Consider the following 22808-nt stretch of genomic DNA (forward strand, 5'->3'; position numbering starts at 1 on the left):
CCCGGCTCGGCACGAGTCGCCTGCTGGACCCGGCCCCAGGCTCATGCTGCTTGTGCGGCGGTGTCGAAACTGGCCCTGGGCTGGTAGCTGGACGGGCTGAAGATGCGGGTCAGGAGCAGCATCGCCACGGCACCGGCGACCAGCACCCACCAGGCGCTGGTGAACTCGCCGGTGACCTGGCGCAGCCAGCCGGTGAGCCAGGGCGAGACAGCGTTGAGCAAGAACCCCACGCCCTGGACGAAGGCCGCCAGTTGCCCGGCTTCCCGGGGGTCGCGGCGGTGGTCGAGGGTGAGGATCAGGCTCAGGCCGAAGCAGGCGCCCAGGCCGAAGCCGATCAGCGCCACCCACAGGTGCGGTGCTTGCAGTGGCCACAGCACCAGGCCGAGAAAGCCCAGGGCCTGGGCGGCGAGGCTGATGCCCAGCAGGGGCCGGCGGTCGACGCTGCGTTGGGCCAGGGCCGGCATCAACAGCGCGGCGATGACCTGGAACACGGTCATGAACGCCAGCAGCGAACCGCTCAGCGTGGCGCTCCAGCCCATCTGCAGGTAGTAGGCCGGCAGCCAGGCCACCATGCTCATGTAGCCGCAGTTCACCAGGCCGAAGTACAACGCCAGCAGCCAGGCCCGGCGGTTGTTCCACAGGCTGTCGCTCTCGCTTCGGGAGCCTTGGCGGCGGGCGGCGCCCAGGGGCAGGCAGGTCCACAGCATCAGGGCCGCCATGGCCGGCAGCAGCCAGCCCCCCAGGCCCACCTGCCAGTTGGCGAAGTGCAGCGCCACCTGTGGGCTGAGCAGCGCGGCGAGCCCGCCGCCACCCATCAGCGAGGCCGAATACACCCCCATCGCCAGGGCCACTCGATGCTGGAACTGGCGCTTGATCAGCGCCGGCACCAGGGCCTGGATCAGCGCGACGCCGGCACCGCCTAGCAGGGCGGAAGCCAGCAGGGCTGGCGCCTGGCCGAAGTACAGGCGCGCCAGGCAGGCCAAAAGCACCAGCAGCAGGCCCAGGGAAACCCCGTGGCGCTCTCCCAGGCGCGCTTCGATGCGTACGCCCAGCAGTGCCACCAGGCCCATGCAGATCACCGGCAGGCTGGTGAGCCAGGCGCTGCTCTGGAAACTCATGCCGGTGGCTTCGCGGATCTGCCCCAGCAGCGGGCTGACCGAGCTGAGGATCGGCCGCAGGTTGAGCCCCAGGCACACCAGCAAGGCCCAGCCGGCGAAGGTCTTGAACGCTGATTCAGTGCGCGGCATGACGGTCCTGCCAATCCTGGTAGATAGCGTTCATCGCCGCCTGCGGCAGGTGCTGCACAGGCAGCTTTTGGGTCGCCAGGGGCTGGCCCAGTTGTTCGTAGATGGCCGCGGTGGACAGCCCGAACGGCGCCGCCTGCTGGTTGCTGGCGGCGAACACTGCCCGGGATACGCCGCACAAGTACATGGCGGCCAGGCACATCGGGCAGGGCTGGCCGCTGGCGTAGATCACGCAGCCGTCCAGGCGCGGGCCCAGTTGCTGGCTGGCGCTGCGGATCGCCAGCAGTTCGGCGTGGGCGGTGGGGTCCTGGCTGAGGTGGATTTCGTTGACCGCCTCGGCCAGTACCTGGCCGTCGCGTACCAGCAAGGCGCCGAAGGGCCGGCCGCCCTGCTCGACGTTACGCCGGGCCAGGGCCACGGCTCGTTCGAGGAAGTGTTGATCGTTATGCATGCAAATCTCCGGCGTGCGCCGCGCGAGTTCAGGAGGCCCCGGCCTCGCGCAGCAGTTGGGCAGTGGCCTCCTGGCCGCGTTGTTCGGCATGGCGCAGGGGGCTGATCCCGGCGCGGTCCGGCAGGTTCAGGTCGGCACCGGCGGCGATCAGCCGGCTGACGATGCGCTGGTGCGCCGGGCCGCCATCGGAGAGCAGGATCGCCTCCAGCAGGCAGGTCCAGCCCAGGCGGTTGACGTGGTCCAGGTCGACCCCGGCGGCGATCAGCAACTCCACGGTGGTCTCGTGGCCGCGCTCGCAGGCCGGGATCAGCGCCGTGCCGCCGTAGCGATTGGTGCTCTTGAGATCGGCGCCATGGGCCAGGGTCAGCTTGAGGATCTCGTCGTGGCCGCTGGCACCGGCCAGCAGGTAGGGGCTGTCTTGCATCAGGTTCTTGCGGTTGACGTCGGCGCCGGCCTCGATCAGCACCCGGGCGATCTCCACCTGGTTGCCGCGAGTGGCCAGCAGCAGCGGGCTGCTGCCATCCAGGCCCCGGTCGTCGAGCGGCGCGCCCTGGGCGATGAGCTCGCGTACTTGCTGCAACTGTCCGTTGCGTACCGCTTCGAGCAATGCATTGTCGCTGGCCATTACCACTCCCGCCGTGAGCAGACCGGCGGCCAACAGGCCGCGTTTGAAGGACCGGTTGAACCCCATGCAAACCTCCCGTTCCGACTGATGAGCGCCGAGTATGGGCAAGCTCCTGGGTATTCTGAAATTAAATATAATCATGCTAATCAGTGGCTATCAGAATGGTTTGGCGATGTTCGATCCCGTGTTGTTGCGCAGTTTCGTGGCGGTCGCCGACTGCCAGAACTTCACCCGCGCCGCCGAGCGCCTGCACCTGACCCAGTCCACCGTGAGCCAGCAGGTGCGGCGCCTGGAGGAGAGCCTGGGCTGCCAGTTGCTGGACCGCGACCAGCGCCGGGTGGTGGCCACGGTCGAGGGCGAGCGGCTTTTGGCCTATGCCCGGCGCATCCTGGCGCTGCACGAAGAGGCCAGCGACGTGCTGATCAACCAGCGCAGCGAAGAGGTGCTGCGCCTGGGGGTGCCGGAGGACTATGCCGCCGAGCGCCTGATGCCGTTGTTGTCACGGTTTGGCCGCGACTACCCGGCGGTGCGCCTGGAGGTCACTTGCGGCCTGGGGCCGGAGTTGCTGCGCCAATACCGGCGTGGCGAGTTCGACCTGTTGCTGGTCAAGCAGATGGGCCATGGCGACGACTGCCTGGGCTCCTGGCCCGAGCCGCTGTGTTGGGCCGACAGCCTCCGGCAACCGGCCTTCGGTCGCGAACCGCTGCCCTTGGTGGCCTTTGCGGTGGGGGGCTTGTACCGCCAGGAAATGCTCCATCACCTGGAAGTGGGCGGTTGGCCCTGGCGCATTGCCTATTCCAGCGCCAGCCTGGCCAGTGTCTGTTCGGCGGTGGGCGCGGGCCTGGGGATCAGCCTGTTGCCGGTGCGGGTGCTGGGCAAGCAGCACCGCATCCTCGATGCCGACAGCGGCCTGCCGGATATCCAGGGGGTGCGCCTGGCCCTGTATGCCGGCAGCGGCTTGAGTCGGGCAGGCAAGGCATTGCAGGAGCAGTTGCGAGTGCTGGCGGCCGGAAAGTTATAAGTTGCCTTGGCGTGGATATAGCTTATATGGACCGTGCTGGACTCTATAGCTATTTGATTAGTTGTAAATCAAGTTTGTCTTGGACAACTTTCCGGGTGCCGGCCATGCTGGTTTCGTGAGTTCTTTTTGAACTTGCCTCATTGGAAGAAACCTTTAACTGCATAAGGAAACCCGCATCATGTCGAGCATCAATGGCACCTATGTAAACTCCAACGCCGACGCCCGCCTGGTCGTGACCGACGGCAACGATTCCAACGGTTCGTTCAGCGGAGAGTTGACCCAGGCCGGGGTCAAGTACAGCGTCGCCGGGCATTACCACTTCCAGAACAGCACCGGCCAGCCCACCATCATCAACGTTTCCGGCTACAACGATGGCTATGGCTACCAGGCCTGGGCGCTGTTTTCCGCCGATCACAACTACGCTCGGTTGCGCGCTTCCGGAGCCCGCAGCAACTTCAGCGGTGATGTGGTCGGCTTGAGTGGTGAATTCCTCAAGCAGTAACGAGTTCGATAGCTGACAGCCGCTGGATATCCGTTAGTTGATATGAAACTTGCGTGATTTTCCAGCGGCTTTGTCGTGCCTGTAGTTTGAGTTTAGTTGTGGATCGGTGTTTCTGATTAGTTGTATCGAGGCGGGTATCCAGGTGTTTTCGATGCCTTGCGGGAATATTTTTAATGCCGGCAAGGCATGGGCTTTCGCTGTTGTGGCTGCAGCCCTTGATTCACGCGGCCTGCAGGGTTTCACGGGTTTTGTATATTCCATGTAGGTCTATATATAACTTGAAAGATTACTTTAAGAGATAAGCGAGGGGCGCGGATCATGGACCCCACGGCACCGTTGCGTGGGGGAGTCAGAGCGCTGGTGCCGGTTATCCGCAGAAGATCGTAGGGAGTGAATCAATGGGCAATGTCCAGACCGTCGCCAGCGCGCAGGAGGTGCCGTGGCGCCAGGCACCGAGCGGCGAGTTGGTCGATCTTGGCCGGCCGCATCGCTTGCCGCTGGGCCAGGCTCGGCTGCAACGCACACCCAAGCGGGTGCTGCGCCGGCGCGAGGCGATTCTCTTGGGAGTGGCGGCCCTGGTGTTGCACGGCGCGGTGATCTACTGGCTGAGCCAGAAGCCCACTCCGGTGCTGCCCATCGTGCCGCCGGAGATCCCGCCCATGACCATCGAGTTCTCGCATCCGGCGCCACCGGTGGTCGAGCCACCGCCTCCGCAGCCGGTCCAGCCGGTAGTGGAGCCACCGCCGCCGGTGGAGGACGAACTGGCGGTGAAGCCGCCACCACCCAAGCCGGTGCCCAAACCCAAGCCAAAACCGGTGCCCAAGCCCGAACCCAAGCCCGCGCCCAAACCAGTGCAGCAGGCTCCGGCAGCGCCGCAACCGGTTGCGCCGGTGGCCGCCCCGGCCCCACCCGCGCCACCGGCTCCCGCTCCGGTGACGCCGGCTTCGGCCAGCGCCGCGTACCTGAAGAACCCGGCGCCGGAGTATCCGTCCCTGGCCCAGCGCCGGGGTTGGGAAGGCACGGTGCTGCTTCGGGTGCACGTGCTGGCCAGCGGCAAGCCGGGAGAGATCCAGGTCCAGAAGAGCAGTGGGCGCCAGCAACTCGACGATGCGGCCCTGGCCGCGGTCAAGCGCTGGAGCTTCGTCCCGGCCAAGCAGGGCGACGTGGCCCAGGACGGCTGGGTCAGCGTACCTATCGATTTCAAGATCCATTGAGCCGCAAGGCCCGATCCACACGCTTATAGAGGGAACACATCATGACGTTACTGGCATCTCCACTGGAATCCATCGAAAGCGCGGTGATCTGGCTGCTGGTGGTCTTCTCCGTCGCTACCTGGGGCCTGGCCCTGGTCAAGGGCGTGCAGTTCGCCCGCCTCAAGGCCCAGGATCGCAAGTTCCACAATCAGTTCTGGGCGGCATCGAGCCTGGACTCCGCCGCGCCCCTGAGCGAAACCCAGCCAGGTGCGGCGGCGCGAGTGGCCCAGGCCGGCTACGCGGCGATCCAGGTGGGCGATGCCTCCCACGCCGCCGACCTGAGCCAGGCGATCAACCACCAGGACCGGCTCGAGCGCGCCCTGCGCCAGCAAATCGTGCGTGAGCGCCGCTCCCTTGAGACGGGCCTGGCGGTGGTGGCGAGTATCGGTAGCACCTCGCCCTTCATCGGTCTATTCGGCACCGTGTGGGGGATCATGGAAGCGCTCAAGGGCATCAGCGCCGCTGGTTCGGCCAGCCTGGAAACCGTGGCTGGGCCTATTGGCGCGGCGCTGGTGGCCACTGGCGTGGGGATCGCCGTCGCCGTGCCGGCGGTGCTGGTCTACAACTACTTCCTGCGGCGCCTGAAGCTGACCGCCGCCGATCTCGATGACTTCGCCCATGACTTCTACAGCCTGGCGCAGAAGAGTTCGTTCCGTGTGCTGATCCACCCGGCCGCGCACAAGGTCGCGGCCCAGGGCTCCGGCCACAAAGTGAAGGAGGCCTCCTGACATGGCCTTCTCCACCCAAGACAGCGATGAAGTGCTGAGCGAGATCAACGTCACCCCGCTGGTGGACGTGATGCTGGTGCTGCTGGTGGTGTTCATCGTCACGGCGCCGCTGCTGACCAACGCCATTCCCATCAACCTGCCCAAGACCGAGGCCGTGGCCCCGGTGGAGCAGAAGGACCCGCTGGTGGTGAGCATCGATGGCACCGGCAAGCTGTTTATCAACAAGGACGAGATCCAGCCGGATCTCCTGGAAACCAACCTGCAAGCGGCCAAGCAGAAGGACCCGGAAGTCCGCGTCCAGCTGCAGGCCGACGATGGCGTCAACTACGGCGAGGTGGCCCGGGCCATGGCGTCCATCGAGCGTGCGGGCATCACCAAGCTGTCGGTGATCACCGCCCGCTGATACCGAGCAACAAAGCCACGACTTTTCAGGCCGTCTCCTTGGCAGGGTGCGGCCTTTTTTTTGTTGTGGCGCTGTAGCCGCTGTCGAGCCTGCGCGGCTGCGCCAAGGCCCGCAGGGCACTTCAAGTGTGCGGCCGAACGGGCTCCCTGGCGGTCGCTGCGCGCCTGCGGCAGCGATTGCACAAGGTGGAGCAGGGCGGGTTTATATTCTTTATGAGTCTTAATAAATAGCTTCTTATTCCTTAACCAATATAAATCCCCTCCCTATACTCGTTCGGGAACAGACACGCAGCAGGAGAGTTCCCCATGCGCAACGAATCCATTCGCTACTTGATTGTGCCGGGCTGGCAAGGATCGCCAGAAGATCATTGGCAAAGCCACTGGCAGCGCAGCCTGCCCAACAGTGCGCGAGTGGAGCAGGCCGACTGGCTGACGCCGCGCCGGGAAGACTGGGTAGCTGCGCTGGCCGAGGCCATTGCCGCCGATGACACCCCGGTGATCCTGATCGCCCACAGCCTGGGTTGCGTCACCGTGGCCCATTGGGCAGCCCGGGCGCCGTTGGCCGCCCTGCGCCAGGTACGTGGCGCGCTGCTGGTGGCGCCGGCGGATGTGGAACGTCCGGCCTGTGCCCCGGCGCTGCGCAATTTTGCCCCGATCCCCCGGGGCCTGCTGCCGTTCCCCAGCCAGGTGGTCAGCTCGGACAACGACAGCGCGGTCAGCGCGGCGCGAGCCCTGGAGCTGGCCCGGGACTGGGGCGCCGAGGCCGGGATCCTGGCCGGTGCCGGGCATATCAACGTCAAGTCCGGCCACCATCGCTGGGAACAGGGTTTCGCCTATCTCTACCGCCTGCAAAACCGCATGGAACAGCACGCCCTGCGTCGTGCCTGAATTTTCTTCTTTCGTTTAAACGCCCCCGCCTCCAGGCGCCTTGGGGCGGGAGCCAGCCATGAGTTCGCATACCCCCTTCGGCCAGCCGCTGCTGACCTTTCCCGATGCCGAGAAAAGCCCCCTGAGCATCCGCGCCAAGGCGCTGGTGTTCGTCGATCCGCGTTCGCGCCAGCTGCGCGAGGAGCTGGAGCAACTGGCGCCGCGTTCGACCTCGGTACTGATCCGTGGCGAGACCGGCACCGGCAAGGAGCTGCTGGCCCGGCATATCCACCGCGCCAGCGATCGTGGTGGGTTGTTCGTCTCGGTCAACTGCGGGGCCATCAGCCCGACCTATGCCGATGCCGAGCTGTTCGGTTACGCCGCGGGCAGCTTCAGCGGCTCGGCCAGCAGCCGGGCCGGCTGGTTCGGCTCGGCCAATGGCGGGACCCTGTACCTGGACGAGATCGGCGACCTGCCGCTGCCGATCCAGACCAAGCTGCTGGCGGCCCTGGAGAACCACGAAGTGACCCGGGTCGGTGCGCAGCAGCCAAGCCCGGTGGATGTGCGCCTGGTGGCGGCCACCAGCATCGACCTGGCCCAGGCGGTGGCGGCGGGCAAGTTCCACGAGCGCCTGTACCGCTACCTGGGCGAGGGCCAGCTGGAGCTACCGGCACTGCGTGAGCGGGTGGGGGATATCGAATCGTTGGCCGAATACTTCCTGGGGATCTACAGCCAGCGCCTGGACCTGCCGGTGCCGCTGATCAGCGAAGCCGCGCAACAGGTTCTGGAGCGCCACAGTTGGCCAGGCAATACCCGCGAGCTGGAGAACGTGGTGCACTTCGCCCTGCTGGTCAGCGATGGTGGGGAAATCCTTCCGGAGCACCTCAACCTGCCGGAAACAGTGTCACCGCTAAGTGAGTTGGAGCGGCAAGTCGAGGTGTTGCTGCGGGGAAGTGAGAGTGAGCGCAGCGGATTGAAGGCCGTGCTGGAGAAGGTTGCGCAGCGGTTGGGGGTGTAGAGAGGAGCGAACACCCGAGTTGTTGCGAAAGCAATCCTTGTTTTTGCAAATGATTTGCATTAGCTTTTCTCGAAAAGAAGATCTGCTTCAAGCATTGAAGGAATCTTTATGAGAAAAGTATCTTGCACAGTGCTTTTTCTGTCTGCCCTGGCCCCCAACGCCTATGCGTATCTCACTGAACTAGCGATGTTTTCGCGTGCCAACTGTTTCGGTTTCAACGAGTCGGTCAGTTGGGACACGATACATACATGGAAATTAGAAACATCGTCTGTGCAATACAATACGGTGGATGGCAGTTACAGGGAGTTTTACGATAAATCCGACAGTACCTGGCGCTCTTATGCAGGTTGTGGATTGTGTGGCATGGATTGGGAAGTCTACGGTTTCCATTATGCGGACGGGAAGTATGGCGACCCTGACTACAAGGCCCAGCAGGATCATCTTCTTGTCAATGTCTGTACTGCTGGCTGGTCGCCAAGTGTGGCTGATGGCTCGCCCTGCCTCGAAACCTACGCCACCTCTTGCAATCTGACGGAGTGGTAATGATGCGCTTGTCGATGATTTGCTTAAGCATGCTGCTCGTTCCATTCTCGGCAGACGCCGAGTTGGAGATTCGCCCTCTAAGTAGTAATACACATATTCAAAAGATCCTTGATAAAGGAACTGCCTCACCCAGGAGGGAGGCGGAGAGAAAAGCGGGTTTTCCGAGCTTCGAACAATTTAGTTCGATGGTCACACTCGCTCAGATGACCGATAAAAGGCTATCTCAAGCCGTCAGGTTCAAATCTGAGTCGAGAGCGGCAATTGAAAAGTTGAGATGTCAATTTTCCAAAGAAGCCCCCTCCGGTGTCGAGATGAAGGAAGGCGGTTTGAACGGTGTCATGTCTCTTTACTCGTGCGGCGATGATTATGTCGTCACCTACGAGACCCACTATGAACCTGAGCTGGCACAGCGTGTAGTTGTTTACGACGATGATTACGCCAAGCCTCAAGACCCCGGCAAGCCCTTGGTGAAAACGTCGGAAAAAGTAGTGGGCGGGGTCAGGAAGACCGGGTTGCGCTGGATGAATTCCAAGCATGAAGTGAGGTATGACATTTACGCCAGCCTGGAAGGTGATGGTGCGCTGGAGAAGGCACTGATGTCGGTCATTACCAAGGTTGCCATTGAAATCGGTAAGCGATAGATCGCAGGCGTTGTGTAATGGAGCAACCAGGCGTACCGGCAGGCTAGGCAGTTGTCCTCTCACTACCAATAAAAAAGGCATAAGCACTTGCCAAAAAGATATTGTTAGGGAATAAAAAATCTCGGTATTGTCCGATCCACGCCAAAAGTGGCACTTCACCAGTATCCCGATCCACTTCCTGTTTGAAGCCGTCGTCGGACCCCGACACCTAAGGACATCGCATGAAAAAAGTTCTGTTGTTCACCGCACTGGCGGCAGCCCTGGGCGCCGGTATCGCCCAGGCCGGCGAGAAGCTGGTCGTCGCCGCGACCCCGGTGCCCCACGCCGAGATCCTCGAGCTGATCAAGCCGACCCTGGCCAAGGAAGGCGTGGACCTGGAAGTGAAGGTCTTCACTGACTACGTGCAGCCCAACGTGCAAGTGGACCAGAAGCGCCTGGACGCCAACTACTTCCAGACCCTGCCGTACCTGAAGAACTTCAACGAAGGCAAGGGCACCCACCTGGAGACCGTGATCGGCGTGCATGTCGAGCCTTTCGGCGGCTACTCGAAGAAGGTCAAGAGCCTGGCCGAACTGAAGGACGGCGCCAGCATCGCCATCCCCAACGAAGGCAGCAACAGCGGACGTGCGCTGATCCTGCTGCACAAGGCCGGCCTGATCGAACTCAAGGATCCGAAGAACGCCGTGTCCACTCCGAAGGACATCGCCAAGAACCCGCACAACTTCAAGTTCAGGGAACTGGAATCGGCCATGCTGCCACGGGTCCTGGATCAGGTTGACCTGGACATGATCAACACCAACTACGCCCTGGAAGCCGGCCTGAACCCGGCCAAGGATGCGCTGGTGATCGAAGGCGCCGACTCGCCCTACGTGAACTTCCTGGTGGCCCGTCCGGACAACAAGGACAGCCCGGCCATCCAGAAGCTGGCCAAGGCCCTGACCAGCCCTGAAGTGAAGGCTTTCATCGAGAAGAAATACAGCGGCGCGGTATTGCCGGCCTTCTGATGGGCTAGGCTGTCCACCGGACCAAACCCTTCAAGGTTCGAACGCCGACGGCTAGGCCAGCGTCGGCGTTTTTTATTGCCCGCAATTTTTGGCCAGCGTCAGCCTGCCGGCTGCATGGCCCGGCGCAAGGCCATGAGCCATTTAAGCAAGTCATGGGGATCGAGCGGTTGCGGAGTCTTTTCATTGGCCATGGTCATCGTCCTTGTGAAGCTGCGCGTCCTGGGAAATGCCCCGGTCCTCATGAACCCGGCAGGCAGGCAAAAAGGTAGTCGCTCGACGCCAGCCCGGCAAATCCGCGGGTTAGGTTTTTGGGTGATATCAATATGCCTTAACGGTATTTAAATTCTGCTTTTTATAGCTTTAAAGTCGCGCTCAGCCGGGCGATTACCCATCGCCCCATGGACTGCATCACCGTCGCCGTATCCCGGCGACGTCCAGGACGTTCAATGACCCTCGACTACGCTTTCATCCTCAGCACCCTGCCGGCGTTCCTCAAGGCCGTGGGGGTGACCCTGCAGGTCGGCCTGATCGCCATCGGCACTTCCCTGCTGGTGGCGCTGATCAACGCTGCCTTCCTGGTGTTCCGCACACCCTATGTGCACCGCCTGATCGGCCTGTACGTGGAGCTGGCGCGCAACACGCCGTTGCTGATCCAGCTGTTCTTCGTCTACTTCGCCCTGCCGGCCCTGGGGGTCAAGGTCTCCGGGTTCACTGCGGCGATCATCACCATGACCTTTCTGGGCGGTGCCTATCTCACCGAGGTGCTGCGCGCCGGGGTCGAGGCGGTGCCGCTGGCGCAGCTGGAATCGGGGCGCTCCATCGGCCTGTCGCGCTGGCAGCTGTTGCGCTACGTGATCCTGCCCCAGGCGGGCATCCTCAGCCTGCCGTCGCTGTTCGCCAACTTCATCTTCCTGCTCAAGGAGACCACCGTGGTCTCGGCGGTGGCGGTGCCGGAGATCCTCTACACCACCAAGAGCTACATCGCCCTGTACTACAAGACCTACGAGATGCTGGCGGTGCTGACGCTGATCTGCGTGCTGCTGTTCCTGCCACTGTCGCTGTTGCTCGGCTACCTGGAAAGGAGGCTGCAACATGGCCAGTTCGGGTCTTGAGCTGCTGCTGGTGTCCCTGCCGCAACTGGCCCGGGGCGCCGAGCAGACCTTGTCGATCTCCTTGCTGAGCATCGTCTTCAGCACCCTGGGCGGCGTGCTCTATGGCGTGCTGCGCAGCCTGCAGCGGCGAGTGCTGGATGTACCGCTGCGCATCTACCTGGAGCTGTTCCGGGCGATCCCGGTGCTGGTCTGGCTGTACTTGCTGTTCTTCGGCTTCCCGATCTTCTTCGGTATCAGCATTCCCAGCTTCACCTGTGCGGTGCTGGTGCTGTCGCTGTGGGGCGCCAGCGAGGTCGGCGAGGTGGTGCGCGGGGCGCTGCGTTCGCTGCCCCGGGGCCAGCGTGAGGCGGGGCTGTCCATCGGCCTGTCGACGTTACAGCTGTATGGCCACGTGCTGCTGCCCCAGGCCCTCAAGCGCATGACGCCGCCGACCATCAACGTCTACACGCGGATCATCAAGACCAGCTCCCTGGCGGTGCTGATCGGCGTGGTGGACGTGATCAAGGTCGGCCAGCAGATCATCGAGCGCACCTACGAGTCGGTGCTGATCTACGGCGTCCTGTTCCTGTTCTTCTTTTTCATCTGCTACCCGCTATCGGCCGCCTCCCGCGTGCTGGAGCGGCGCTGGACGCAAGCATGAGCGCATTGATCGAGTTCCAGGGTTTCAACAAGTTCTTCGGCTCGCAGCAGGTGCTGCGCGACATCGACCTGAGCGTGGCGTCGGGCGAGGTGATCGTCATCCTCGGCCCCAGCGGCTGCGGCAAGAGCACCCTGCTGCGCTGCCTCAACGGCCTGGAAAGCGCCCAGGGCGGCCACCTGCGCTTCGCCGGCCGCGAGCTGCTGGACCCGGCCACCGACTGGCGCGAGGTACGCCAGCAGATCGGCATGGTGTTCCAGAGCTATCACCTGTTTCCCCACATGAACGTGCTGGACAACATCCTCCTCGGCCCGCTCAAGGTGCAGAAGCGCCAGCGCCGCGAGGCCCAGGCCCAGGCCGAGGCGCTGCTGGAGCGGGTCGGCCTGGCGGACAAGCGCCAGGCGTTTCCCCGGCAGCTGTCCGGCGGCCAGCAGCAACGCATCGCCATCGTCCGTTCGCTGTGCATGAACCCCCAGGTGATGCTGTTCGACGAGGTCACCGCGGCGCTGGACCCGGAGATGGTCAAGGAAGTGCTGCAGGTGATCCAGGGCCTGGCCCGGGACGGCATGACGCTGCTGATCGTCACCCATGAAATGGCCTTCGCCCGGGCCGTGGCCGACCGCATCGTGTTCATGGACGCTGGCCGCATCCTCGAGCAGAACACCCCCGAGGCTTTCTTCACGAACCCGCAGACCGTCCGTGCGCAGCAGTTCCTGGAGAAGTTCTCGTTCGTCGAAGCATTACCCAAGAAAGCCCCTAGAAAGGAACTGGAGCTCTTATGAAAACCGTCAAGTCTTCACTGTTGTTGCTGCCACTGTTCGGCCTGGCCCTGCTGGCCGGCTGCGATAAATCCTCCGAGGCCCCCAAGCCTGCGGCCAGTGCCGCCAGCGCTGCGCCGGCGGCCAGCTACCTGGACAAGATCAAGGCCCGGGACAAGCTGATCGTCGGCGTGTTCACCGACAAGCCGCCGTTCGGTTTCGTCGATGAGGCCGGCCGCTACGTGGGCTTCGATACCGATATCGGCCGGCAGTTCGCCAAGGACCTGCTGGGCGACGAGAACAAGGTGGAGTTCGTCGCCGTGGAGCCGGCCAGCCGCATTCCGTTCCTGCAAAGCGACAAGGTCGACCTGATCCTGGCCAACATGACCGTGACCCCCGAGCGCAAGGAAGCGGTGGAATTCACCAACCCCAACCTCAAGGTCGCGGTCCAGGCCCTGGTGCCCGAGGGCAGCCCGGTGCAGAGCCTGGATGACCTGGCGAGCCGCACCACCATCGTCACCACCGGCACCACCGCGGATATCTGGCTGACCCAGAACCACCCGGACTGGAAGCTGCTCAAGTTCGAGAAGAACACCGAGTCCCTGCAGGCCCTGGCCAATGGCCGTGGTGATGCCTACGCCCAGGACAACCTGATCCTGTTCAGCTGGTCCAAGCAGAACCCGGGCTACCGCGTACTGCCCCAGACCCTGGGCGAGCAGGCGCCGATCGCCCCGGCGGTGAAGAAGGGCAACACCGAGCTGCGTGACTGGGTCAACGCCGAGCTGGCCAAGCTGGGCGAGCAGAAGTACCTGCTCAAGCTGTACGACCAGTACGTGCGCAAGGAACTGAGCGACGACACCAACCCCGACAGCGTGATCGTCGAAGGCGGCAAGTGGCAGGGGTGATCCGCCCCGGGCGCTTGAGGCGCTCTTGAGCACGCCATCGCGGGCAAGCCTCGCTCCTACGCAGACCTTAGGAGCGGAGCTTGCCCGTGATGCTTTTGGGGCTGCTCAATCGGGCCAGTACCAGGCGGGCTCGTCGAGCAGACGCTGGCCGACGATGCCCGTCTGGCCCAGCTCCTTTTCCAGCACGATGCAGTTGCACTCCGGGTCTTCCTGCAGGGCCGCGATCAGGCGCCGGGCGTGGGACACCACCCACACCTGGCACTGCTCCGAGGCACGGATGATCAGGCGCGCCAGCGCCGGCAGCAGGTCGGGGTGCAGGCTGGTTTCCGGTTCGTTGAGCACCATCAGCGTTGGCGGTCTCGGGGTCAGCAGGGCCGCCACCAGTAGCAGGTAGCGCAGGGTGCCGTCCGACAGTTCCGCCGCCGACAGTGGGCGCAACAAGCCTTCTTGATAGAACTCGATAGCGAAGCGCCCGCCCGGTTGCGCGTCGATCTCCAGGCGGGCTCCGGGGAAGGCATCGCTGATGGCCGCTTGCAGGGCCTGGGGATCGCCGATCTCGCGGATGGTCTGCAAGGCGGCTGCCAGATCGCGGCCGTCGTGGTGCAGTACCGGGGTGCGGGTACCCAGTTGCGGTTGGCGCGCCGGGGCTTCGCTGTCGCAGCGAAAATGATCGTAGAAGCGCCAGCGGCGAATGGACTCGCGCAGGTGCAGCACCTCGGGCGACGTGCGCAGGCTACCCACCTGGTCGAACAGGCTGTCGAACTCTGGTGTGTGCTGGGCCAGTACGTCCCAGGCCCGGCCCTGGCGCGCCCGGATCAACGGGCCGTCACGGTCTACCAGCAGGCTGGCGGGGCGATAGAAAGGCCCGGACCAGATGCATTCCTTCTTGATCTGCGGGTCCAGGGCAAATGCCGAGCGGCTGGGTTCCGGCAGGCCCAGGGCAATGGCATAGCCGAAGTCCTCGCCGGAGAATCCCAGGCGCAGGCGCTTGCTGGAGGAGCGCACGCCGGCCTCGATCGGCACCTCGCCCTTGCGCATGCGTCGGCTGATGGTTTCCGGCCCGGCCCAGAAGGTCGAGTCCAGCCCGCCCTCCCGGGCCAGGGCGTTGACCACCCCGCCCTGGGCGGTTTCCGCCAGCAGGCGCAGGGCACGGTAGAGATTGGATTTGCCGCTGCCGTTGGCGCCGGTGATCAGGTTCAGCCGAGCGAGGGGAATCACCAGTTTGTTGATGGAGCGGTAATTGGCCACCGCCAGGGTCTTGAGCATGCCGGATCTCCTTTGCGTGCCGCGCAGTGTGCCCAATCCCCATGGCTCTTGTCGCGCCATCCCTGCGGCGGCGACACGAAGCGAACCTGTAGCCGCTGTCGAGCCTGCGAGGCTGCGCCAAGGCCAGTAGGGCCTTCAAGTGCGCGATGTCCAGGCCCGGCAGTGCAAGGGTGGAACCCTGTTCTAAGCTCACAGTCGTAAACGTCACGGCGCATCGATCAAGCAAAAGGAGCCTGCATGGCTGGTCTCGATACGAAGTGGGTAGTGGGGCTTTGCCTGTTGGCCTTGCTCGCTGGTTGCGGGGCGGAGCAACCCACGGAAAAGAATCATCCTCGGGTACGGGTCCAGCAAGTGCAGAGCAGCGAGTTCGCGGCGTCGGTGACCCTCACCGGCGACGTGCAGGCACGGGTCCAGACCGACCTGTCGTTTCGCGTTGGCGGCAAGATCATCCAGCGCATGGTGGATGTCGGCGACCGGGTCGCGGCCCGCCAGGTGCTGGCCCGGCTCGACCCCAAGGACCTGCAGACCAACGTCGACTCGGCCAATGCCGCGGTGTTCGCCGAGCAGGCACGGGTCAAGCAGACCAGCGCCGCGTTCGTCCGCCAGCAGAAACTCTTGCCCAAGGGCTACACCAGCCAGAGCGAATACGACTCGGCCCAGGCCGCCCTGCGCAGCAGCCAGAGTGCCTTGAGCGCGGCCCAGGCCCAGTTGGCCAACGCCCGCGAGCAACTGGGCTACACCGCGCTGGTGGCCGAGGTCCCGGGGGTGATCACCGCCCGCCAGGCCGAGGTCGGCCAGGTGATGCAGGCGACGCAGCCGATCTTCAGCCTGGCCCAGGACGGCGAGCGCGATGCGGTATTCAACGTCTATGAGTCTCTGGTGATGCAGCCACCGGGCCAGGAAACCATCCACATCGCCCTGTTGGACAACCCCAAGGTGACCACCACCGGCAAGGTCCGCGAAGTGACCCCGGTGGTCTCGGCCCAGAGCGGCACGGTACAGGTCAAGGTCAGGCTCGATTCGCTGCCGGCGGGCATGGAGTTGGGCTCGGTGGTCAGCGCCACCGCTCGCGCCAATGCCAAGGCCAGCGTGGTGCTGCCCTGGTCGGCCCTGGCCAAGGATTTGCGCGATCCGGCGGTATGGCTGGTGGACGCTGATGGCAAGGCGCAGTTGCACAAGGTCAAGGTCGGGCGCTACCTGACCGGCAAGGTGATCATCAGCGAGGGCCTCGAGGGCGGCGAGCAGGTGGTGGTGGCCGGCGGGCAGTTGCTGTATCCGGGAGTGCCGGTGGAGATCGCCGGCAAGACCACCGGCCAGGAGCAGCAGCCATGAAGCGCCTGGCCTTGTTGTGGTGCGCTGCTGTGCTGCTGCCTGCTTGCTCCAAGCACGACGCGCCGCCGGAACCGGTGCGCCCGGTGCTGTGGATCCAGGTGACGGCGCAGTCCGAGGAAAGCCTGGGGCGCTTTGCCGGCAATATCCAGGCGCGCTATGAGACCAACCTGGGCTTCCGGGTGCCGGGGCGCATCGCCAAGCGCAATGTCGACGTCGGGGCCGAGGTGGCCCCCGGGGACTTGCTGGCGACCCTGGACCCCACCGACCAGCAGAACCAGTTGCGGGCGGCCCAGGGCGACCTGGCCCGGGTCCAGGCGCAGTGGATCAATGCCCAGGCCAACGCCCGGCGCCAGCAGGAACTGTTCGACCGTGGGGTCGGGGCCCAGGCCCAGCTGGACCTGGCCCAGACCGACATGAAGACCACCCGCGCCTCCCTCGACCAGGCCAAGGCCTCGGTGCAGCAGGCGCGGGACCAGCTCGGCTACAGCGAGCTGCACACCGATCACGGTGGCGTGGTCACCGCCTGGAAGGCCGAGGCCGGGCAGGTGGTGAGCGCCGGCCAGCAGGTGGTGACCCTGGCCCGGCCGGAGGTCAAGGAAGCGGTGATCGACCTGCCGGCGAACCTGGTGGACCAGCTGCCGGCGGACGTGGTGTTCCAGGTCGCGGCGCAACTGGACCCGAGCATCGGCACCAGCGCCACGGTGCGCGAGATCGAACCCCAGGCCCAGAGCGCGACCCGCACCCGCCGGGCCCGCCTGACCCTCAAGGACACCCCCGAGGCATTCCGCCTGGGCACCGCCATCAGCGTGACCCTGAGCTCGGCCATCGCGCCGCGCACCGAGCTGCCGTTGAGTGCGTTGCAACAGGTGGATGGCAAGAGCCGGATCTGGGTCATCGATCCCAAGGCCCAGACCGTCTCGCCCCGTGAGGTGACGGTACTGAGCCGCGATGACGATTCGATCCTGATCAGCCAGGGCGTGCAGCCCGGCGAGCGGATCGTCAGCGCCGGCGTCAACAGCCTCAAGCCGGGGCAGAAAGTCAAAATCGATGAGGACCGCGCACAATGACGCCCGCCAGCAAAGGGAGCTTCAACCTGTCCGAGTGGGCGATCAGGCATCAATCCTTCGTCTGGTACCTGATGTTCGTGGCGCTGTTGATGGGCGTGTTCTCCTACATGAACCTGGGGCGCGAGGAAGACCCGTCCTTCACCATCAAGACCATGGTCATCCAGACCCGCTGGCCCGGCGCGACCCAGGAGGAAACCCTCAAGCAGGTCACCGACCGCATCGAGAAGAAGCTCGAGGAACTCGACTCCCTGGACTACGTGAAGAGCTACACCCGCCCCGGCGAGTCGACGGTGTTCGTCTACCTGCGCGACACCACCAGCGGCAAGGACATCCCCGACATCTGGTACCAGGTGCGCAAGAAGATCAACGACATCCGTGGCGATTTTCCCCAGGGTTTGCAGGGGCCCGGGTTCAACGATGAATTCGGCGATGTGTTCGGTTCCATCTATGCCTTCACCGCCGATGGCCTGAGCATGCGCCAGCTGCGCGACTACGTGGAGCAGGTGCGGGCGCAGATCCGCGAGGTGCCGAACCTGGGCAAGGTGGAGATGGTCGGCGAGCAGGACGAGGTGATCTACCTGAACTTCTCCACCCGCAAGCTGGCGGCCCTGGGGATCGACCAGCGCCAGGTGCTGCAGAGCCTGCAATCGCAGAACGCGGTGACCCCCTCCGGGGTGATCGAGGCCGGGCCGGAGCGGATCTCGGTGCGCACCTCGGGGCAGTTCGCCTCGGAGAAGGACCTGGCCTCGGTCAACCTGCGGCTCAACGACCGCTTCTACCGCCTGGCGGATATCGCCGAGGTCAGCCGTGGCTATGTCGATCCGGCGACGCCGATGTTCCGCTTCAACGGCCAGCCGGCCATTGGCCTGGCCATCGCCATGAAGAAGGGCGGCAATATCCAGGACTTCGGCAAGGCTCTGCATGCGCGCATGGACCAGCTGACCGCCGACCTGCCGGTGGGCGTCGGCGTGCACAAGGTCTCCGACCAGGCCGAGGTGGTGGAAGAGGCGGTAAGCGGCTTTACCAGCGCCCTGTTCGAGGCGGTGGTGATCGTCCTGGTGGTGAGCTTCATCAGCCTGGGGTTTCGTGCCGGGTTGGTGGTGGCCTGCTCGATCCCGCTGGTGCTGGCCATGGTCTTCCTGTTCATGGAGTACAGCGGCATCACCATGCAGCGAGTGTCCCTGGGAGCCTTGATCATCGCCCTGGGCCTGCTGGTGGATGACGCGATGATCACCGTGGAGATGATGGTCACGCGCCTGGAGAAGGGCGAGAGCAAGGAGCAGGCGGCGACGTTCGCCTATACCTCCACGGCCTTCCCGATGCTCACCGGGACCCTGGTGACCGTGGCCGGGTTCGTGCCCATCGGCCTGAACGCCAGCTCCGCCGGGGAATACACCTTCACCCTGTTCGCAGTGATCGCGGTGGCGATGCTGGTGTCGTGGGTCGTCGCGGTGCTGTTCGCCCCGGTGGTCGGCGTGCATATCCTGAGCTCCGACGTCAAACCCCACTCCGAGGAGCCAGGCCGCATCGGCCGGGCTTTCAACAATGGCTTGCTGTGGGCCATGCGCAACCGCTGGTGGGCCATCGGCATCACCGTGCTGTTGTTCGTTGCCTCGGTGTTCGGCATGGGCCTGGTGCAGAACCAGTTCTTCCCGTCCTCGGATCGGCCGGAGATCCTGGTGGACCTGAACCTGCCGCAGAACGCCTCGATCAACGAGACCCGCAAGGCGGTAGATCGCCTGGAGGCGACCCTCAAGGACGATCCTGACATCGAGCGCTGGAGCACCTACATCGGCGAAGGCGCGATCCGTTTCTACCTGCCGCTGGACCAGCAATTGCAGAACCCCTACTACGCCCAGCTGGTGATCGTCAGCAAGGGCCTGGAGCAGCGCGGGGCCTTGATCGAGCGCTTGCAAAAACGCCTGCGCCAGGACTTCGTCGGCATCGGCAGCTATGTCCAGGCCCTGGAGATGGGGCCGCCGGTGGGCCGGCCGATCCAGTATCGGGTCAGCGGCAAGGACATCGACCAGGTGCGCAAGCACGCCATCGCCCTGGCGGCCGAGCTGGACAAGAATTCCCACGTCGGCGAGATCATCTACGACTGGAACGAGCCGGGCAAAGTGCTGCGCATCGACATCGCCCAGGACAAGGCGCGGCAACTGGGCCTGTCTTCGGAAGACGTGGCGCAGCTGATGAACAGCATCGTCAGCGGTTCCACCGTGACCCAGGTGCATGACGACATCTACCTGATCAAGGTGGTCGGCCGCGCCGACGACAGCGAGCGCGGTTCGCCGGATACCTTGCAGAACCTGCAGATCGTCACCCCCAGCGGCACCTCGATCCCGGTGCTGGCTTTTGCCAGCGTGCGCTACGAACTGGAGCAGCCCCTGGTGTGGCGCCGCGATCGCAAGCCGACCATCACCATCAAGGCGGCGGTGCGCGATGGGATCCAGCCCACCGACCTGGTCAAGCAGCTCAAGCCGACCATCGACAGGTTCGCTTCCGGCCTGCCGGCCGGCTATTCGGTGGCCACCGGCGGCACCGTGGAGGAGAGCGGCAAGGCCCAGGGGCCGATCGCCAAAGTGGTGCCGCTGATGCTGTTCCTGATGGCGACCTTCCTGATGATCCAGCTGCACAGCGTGCAGAAGATGTTCCTGGTGGCCAGTGTCGCGCCCCTGGGGCTGATTGGCGTGGTCCTGGCCCTGGTGCCGACGGGGACGCCCATGGGCTTCGTGGCGATCCTCGGGATCCTGGCGCTGATCGGCATCATCATCCGCAACTCGGTGATCCTGGTGACCCAGATCGATGAGTACGAGCAGGCCGGCTACGACCCCTGGGATGCGGTACTGGAAGCCACCCACCACCGGCGGCGGCCGATCCTGCTGACCGCCGCGGCGGCCAGCCTGGGGATGATCCCCATCGCCCGGGAAGTGTTCTGGGGGCCGATGGCCTACGCCATGATCGGCGGCATCATCGTCGCCACCTTGCTCACCCTGCTGTTCCTGCCGGCGCTGTACGTGGCCTGGTACAGGATTCGCGAACCGCAGAAAGAAGCCGGTTGAGGCAGGGCCCTGCGCGTGTTGCGCACAGGGTTTTTCCCGGATGCCGGCGGGACGGGCTGCGCTTGGCTTTACACTCTGGCCATTCATTCGAGAAGAGATTGCTCATGTCCTGCGTTGCCCGGCCTCTTCGTGGCCTGTTACTCGCCGCCGCCCTGCTGCTGTCGCCCTGGGCGCTGGCCCAGCCGTTGTTGGAAAACTCGCTGTGGCAGGTCGAGATCGATCCGGCGACCCTGGCGATTCGCGTCACCCCTGCCGGTCAGCCGGCCGTGCAAGCCTCGGCGGGTGTGGACAGCCACCGGGTCAGCGCCTTGCAACAGACGCCGCAGCAGCTCAGCTGGCAATGGGACGATGGCGCCTGGAGCCTTAGCGCGACCCTGCGCCAGCGCGACCTGGTGTTCTCCATCCAGGCCCGGGAGGCGGGCTCGCTGACGTTCCTGCGCCAGCCGGCCAGCGCCATGGGCAGGGGGCTGGTCTGGCCTTTGGCCGAGGGGCACTACGTACCGACGGGGGACCTGCGCTGGCAACGGTTTCTACTGGACCAGGGCGAGGTCAACAGTACCCAGGACCTGAGCCTGCCGCTGTGGACCCTGGATCACGGCGCCTTCACCCTGAGCTGGCTGCTGACCCGACCCTATAACAACCGCCTGAGCCTGAGCGCCGAAGGGCCGGCCATGGCGCTGACGGGGCAGCATCAGTTCACCCGCCTGGAACCCGATGCGCCGCTGACCATGACCTTGTACCTGGGGGACGCCGACCTGCTGGCGGGCGCCAAGCGCTATCGCCAATGGCTGATCGACAACGGGCGCTACGAGACCCTGGAGGCCAAGCTGGCGCGCACGCCGCAAGGCAGCAGGTTGCTGGGGGCCAGTCATGTTTATCTGTGGGGCAACGATCTGCTGGGGGACGCCGATGTGCGCAACTGGCCGCAGTTGCTACAGGACTTGCAGGGTAACGAGCCGCTGGCGATGAAGCTGCGGGCCGGCCTGGACAAGGACAGCGCGAAGATCCTCAAGGCGCCCGCGGCCAACCTGGATGCCTATCAGCGCACCACCCTGCTGCGCAGCCTCAACAGCGCGCTGAACCAGCAGGCCCGTCTGGGCTGGCAGGGCGCGGACGAGCCCGACATGCAAGCCCTGGCCCAGGGTTACGGCGAGCTGCGCACGCAGATGGCCAAGGTCTTCGCCAAGGCCTTGAACACCGACCCGGCGCGTTGGGGCAGCAGCCTGTCGCTGGCGACCATGGAGCGTTTGCAGGCGGCCGGGCTGAGCCGTTTGTGGCTGGGCCTCGGCGAAGGTTGGGAGGGCGGGCTATGGCACCCCGAAGCGGTGCGGGCCGGGGTGGCCGCGGGTTATCTGGTGGCACCCTACGACTCCTACGAGACCGCGTTGCGCAGCAATGAAAACCCCGACTGGAGTACCGCCCACCTGGGCTCGCGGGCCAACCGCGAGTGCGCGATCGTGCTGGAAAACGGCCAGTTCAAAAGCGGTTTCCAGCAGTCCGGGCATTACACCGACCCACGTTGCGTCAGGCCACTGCTGGAGGCCCGGGTCAAGGCCGTGCAGGCCCGGGTCGGGTTCAATAGTTGGTTCCTCGATGCCTACGCCACCGGCATGCTGTTCGACAGCTACCGCGCCGAGAGGCCGATGACCCAGGCGCAGAACGCCGAGGGCAATATCGATGCTTCGCGCTGGATTGCCGAGCAGCAGCAACTGGTCAGCGGTTCCGAAGACGGCAATGGGGTGACGGCCGGCGGCGTGCTGTTCGCCCATGGCATGCAGACCCCGGTCATGGGCTGGGGCGATGAGCAGATGAGCAAGGAGGTGAAGTCTCCCTACTACCTGGGCAACTGGTACCCGCCGGAGCAGCCAGCGGTGTTCTTCAAGAGCGCGCCGCTCAAGGAGCCCTACCGCACGGTGTATTTCGCGCCGGCGACACGTGTGCCGTTGTACCAGGCGGTGTTCCACGGGTCGCTGGTGACCAGCCACCATTGGCTGTTCGACAGCCTCAAATTGAGCAATGTGCGGGTCGAGAACGAATTGGCCCAACTGCTCTACAACGTGCCGCCCTTGTATCACCTGAGTGCCGCCACGTTGCGCCAGCGCCTGCCGCCGATGGTCCGCCAGGATGCATTTTTCCGGCCTTTGCACCAGCGCCTGGGCACCCAGGCCCTCACGGATTTTCGCTGGCTGACGGCGGACCGCCAGGTGCAGCAGGTCACCTTTGCCGACGGTTCGCGGCTGCTGGCGAATTTCGATGCCCAAGCCCGTGAAGTGCAGGGCGTGAGGTTGCCGGGGCAGAGCATCAAGGCGCTGCTGGCGGACGGCGAGGTGCATGAGTATCAGGTCGCGCTCCAGCCCTGAGCCGCCCGGC

At 64.7% G+C, this 22808-nt stretch carries 22 protein-coding genes; 18 read left to right on the plus strand and 4 right to left on the minus strand.

The window, feature by feature from the left end; translation table 11 throughout:
- Positions 1–41: 41 nt before the first annotated feature.
- From GDH07_RS22400 to GDH07_RS22410, 3 genes are read right to left on the minus strand one after another with little or no spacing between them, the layout of a single operon-like run.
- Positions 42–1247 carry a CynX/NimT family MFS transporter gene (locus tag GDH07_RS22400; protein WP_152898972.1) on the minus strand — a complete coding sequence of 402 codons (1206 nt, stop codon included), beginning with the start codon at positions 1245–1247 and terminating at the stop codon, positions 42–44.
- On the minus strand, positions 1234–1695 hold the full coding sequence (locus GDH07_RS22405; RefSeq protein WP_022643918.1) for a nucleoside deaminase: 462 nt from the start codon (positions 1693–1695) through the stop codon (positions 1234–1236). Before GDH07_RS22405 ends, GDH07_RS22400 begins: the two co-directional genes overlap by 14 nt.
- Before the next feature lie 28 nt (positions 1696–1723).
- Positions 1724–2386 carry an ankyrin repeat domain-containing protein gene (locus GDH07_RS22410; protein WP_152898973.1) on the minus strand — a complete coding sequence of 221 codons (663 nt, stop codon included), beginning with the start codon at positions 2384–2386 and terminating at the stop codon, positions 1724–1726.
- 106 nt (positions 2387–2492) lie between these two features.
- Here GDH07_RS22410 and GDH07_RS22415 point away from each other — a divergent pair, with 106 nt between their 5' ends.
- The 14 genes from GDH07_RS22415 to GDH07_RS22480 all read left to right on the plus strand — a co-directional run bounded on the left by GDH07_RS22415 (position 2493) and on the right by GDH07_RS22480 (position 13711).
- Positions 2493–3341, plus strand: a complete 849-nt coding sequence (locus GDH07_RS22415; RefSeq protein WP_053132962.1) for a LysR substrate-binding domain-containing protein — start codon at positions 2493–2495, stop codon at positions 3339–3341.
- Between the two features lie 178 nt (positions 3342–3519).
- Positions 3520–3843, plus strand: coding sequence for a hypothetical protein (locus GDH07_RS22420; RefSeq protein ID WP_053132768.1), 324 nt, complete (start codon positions 3520–3522; stop codon positions 3841–3843).
- 398 nt (positions 3844–4241) lie between these two features.
- Positions 4242–5057, plus strand: coding sequence for an energy transducer TonB (locus GDH07_RS22425; protein WP_053132766.1), 816 nt, complete (start codon positions 4242–4244; stop codon positions 5055–5057).
- A gap of 41 nt (positions 5058–5098) precedes the next feature.
- The gene (locus tag GDH07_RS22430; protein WP_053132762.1) at positions 5099–5824 is read left to right on the plus strand and encodes a MotA/TolQ/ExbB proton channel family protein; all 726 of its coding nucleotides are present in this window, start codon (positions 5099–5101) and stop codon (positions 5822–5824) included.
- A gap of 1 nt (position 5825) precedes the next feature.
- Positions 5826–6227, plus strand: a complete 402-nt coding sequence (locus GDH07_RS22435; protein WP_053132759.1) for an ExbD/TolR family protein — start codon at positions 5826–5828, stop codon at positions 6225–6227.
- Positions 6228–6532: 305 nt separating this feature from the next.
- Positions 6533–7114: an alpha/beta hydrolase gene (locus GDH07_RS22440; RefSeq protein ID WP_085598102.1), complete on the plus strand. Its 582-nt coding sequence runs from the start codon at positions 6533–6535 to the stop codon at positions 7112–7114.
- Between the two features lie 58 nt (positions 7115–7172).
- Positions 7173–8111: a sigma 54-interacting transcriptional regulator gene (locus tag GDH07_RS22445; RefSeq protein ID WP_152898974.1), complete on the plus strand. Its 939-nt coding sequence runs from the start codon at positions 7173–7175 to the stop codon at positions 8109–8111.
- Between the two features lie 108 nt (positions 8112–8219).
- Entirely contained in the window at positions 8220–8654 is a 435-nt protein-coding gene (locus tag GDH07_RS22450) for a hypothetical protein (RefSeq protein WP_152898975.1), read from the plus strand.
- Entirely contained in the window at positions 8654–9295 is a 642-nt protein-coding gene (locus tag GDH07_RS22455) for a hypothetical protein (RefSeq protein WP_152898976.1), read from the plus strand. Before GDH07_RS22450 ends, GDH07_RS22455 begins: the two co-directional genes overlap by 1 nt.
- Before the next feature lie 221 nt (positions 9296–9516).
- A complete protein-coding gene (locus tag GDH07_RS22460; protein ID WP_053132753.1) occupies positions 9517–10299 on the plus strand; it encodes a MetQ/NlpA family ABC transporter substrate-binding protein in 783 nt (260 codons plus the stop codon).
- Between the two features lie 446 nt (positions 10300–10745).
- Positions 10746–11411, plus strand: coding sequence for an amino acid ABC transporter permease (locus GDH07_RS22465; protein WP_152898977.1), 666 nt, complete (start codon positions 10746–10748; stop codon positions 11409–11411).
- Entirely contained in the window at positions 11392–12051 is a 660-nt protein-coding gene (locus tag GDH07_RS22470; protein WP_058438797.1) for an amino acid ABC transporter permease, read from the plus strand. The genes GDH07_RS22465 and GDH07_RS22470 overlap by 20 nt, the downstream gene beginning before the upstream one ends.
- On the plus strand, positions 12048–12830 hold the full coding sequence (locus tag GDH07_RS22475; RefSeq protein WP_152898978.1) for an amino acid ABC transporter ATP-binding protein: 783 nt from the start codon (positions 12048–12050) through the stop codon (positions 12828–12830). The genes GDH07_RS22470 and GDH07_RS22475 overlap by 4 nt, the downstream gene beginning before the upstream one ends.
- A complete protein-coding gene (locus GDH07_RS22480) occupies positions 12827–13711 on the plus strand; it encodes a transporter substrate-binding domain-containing protein (protein WP_022644164.1) in 885 nt (294 codons plus the stop codon). The genes GDH07_RS22475 and GDH07_RS22480 overlap by 4 nt, the downstream gene beginning before the upstream one ends.
- A gap of 105 nt (positions 13712–13816) precedes the next feature.
- On the opposite strand, the gene GDH07_RS22485 is transcribed toward GDH07_RS22480, so the two are convergent.
- Positions 13817–14977, minus strand: coding sequence for an AAA family ATPase (locus GDH07_RS22485; protein WP_022644165.1), 1161 nt, complete (start codon positions 14975–14977; stop codon positions 13817–13819).
- Positions 14978–15214: 237 nt separating this feature from the next.
- On the opposite strand from GDH07_RS22485, the gene GDH07_RS22490 reads away from it, so the two are divergent.
- The 4 genes from GDH07_RS22490 to GDH07_RS22505 all read left to right on the plus strand — a co-directional run bounded on the left by GDH07_RS22490 (position 15215) and on the right by GDH07_RS22505 (position 22798).
- Positions 15215–16309 (plus strand): efflux RND transporter periplasmic adaptor subunit, encoded by a 1095-nt coding sequence (locus GDH07_RS22490; RefSeq protein ID WP_152898979.1) that lies wholly within the window; start codon positions 15215–15217, stop codon positions 16307–16309.
- Entirely contained in the window at positions 16306–17376 is a 1071-nt protein-coding gene (locus GDH07_RS22495; RefSeq protein WP_152898980.1) for an efflux RND transporter periplasmic adaptor subunit, read from the plus strand. Before GDH07_RS22490 ends, GDH07_RS22495 begins: the two co-directional genes overlap by 4 nt.
- Positions 17373–20438, plus strand: a complete 3066-nt coding sequence (locus tag GDH07_RS22500; RefSeq protein ID WP_152898981.1) for an efflux RND transporter permease subunit — start codon at positions 17373–17375, stop codon at positions 20436–20438. The genes GDH07_RS22495 and GDH07_RS22500 overlap by 4 nt, the downstream gene beginning before the upstream one ends.
- A 104-nt stretch (positions 20439–20542) precedes the next feature.
- Entirely contained in the window at positions 20543–22798 is a 2256-nt protein-coding gene (locus tag GDH07_RS22505; RefSeq protein ID WP_152898982.1) for a glycoside hydrolase, read from the plus strand.
- Positions 22799–22808 lie beyond the last annotated feature (10 nt).

The organism is Pseudomonas piscis (genome assembly GCF_009380155.1).
GTDB lineage: Bacteria > Pseudomonadota > Gammaproteobacteria > Pseudomonadales > Pseudomonadaceae > Aquipseudomonas > Aquipseudomonas piscis.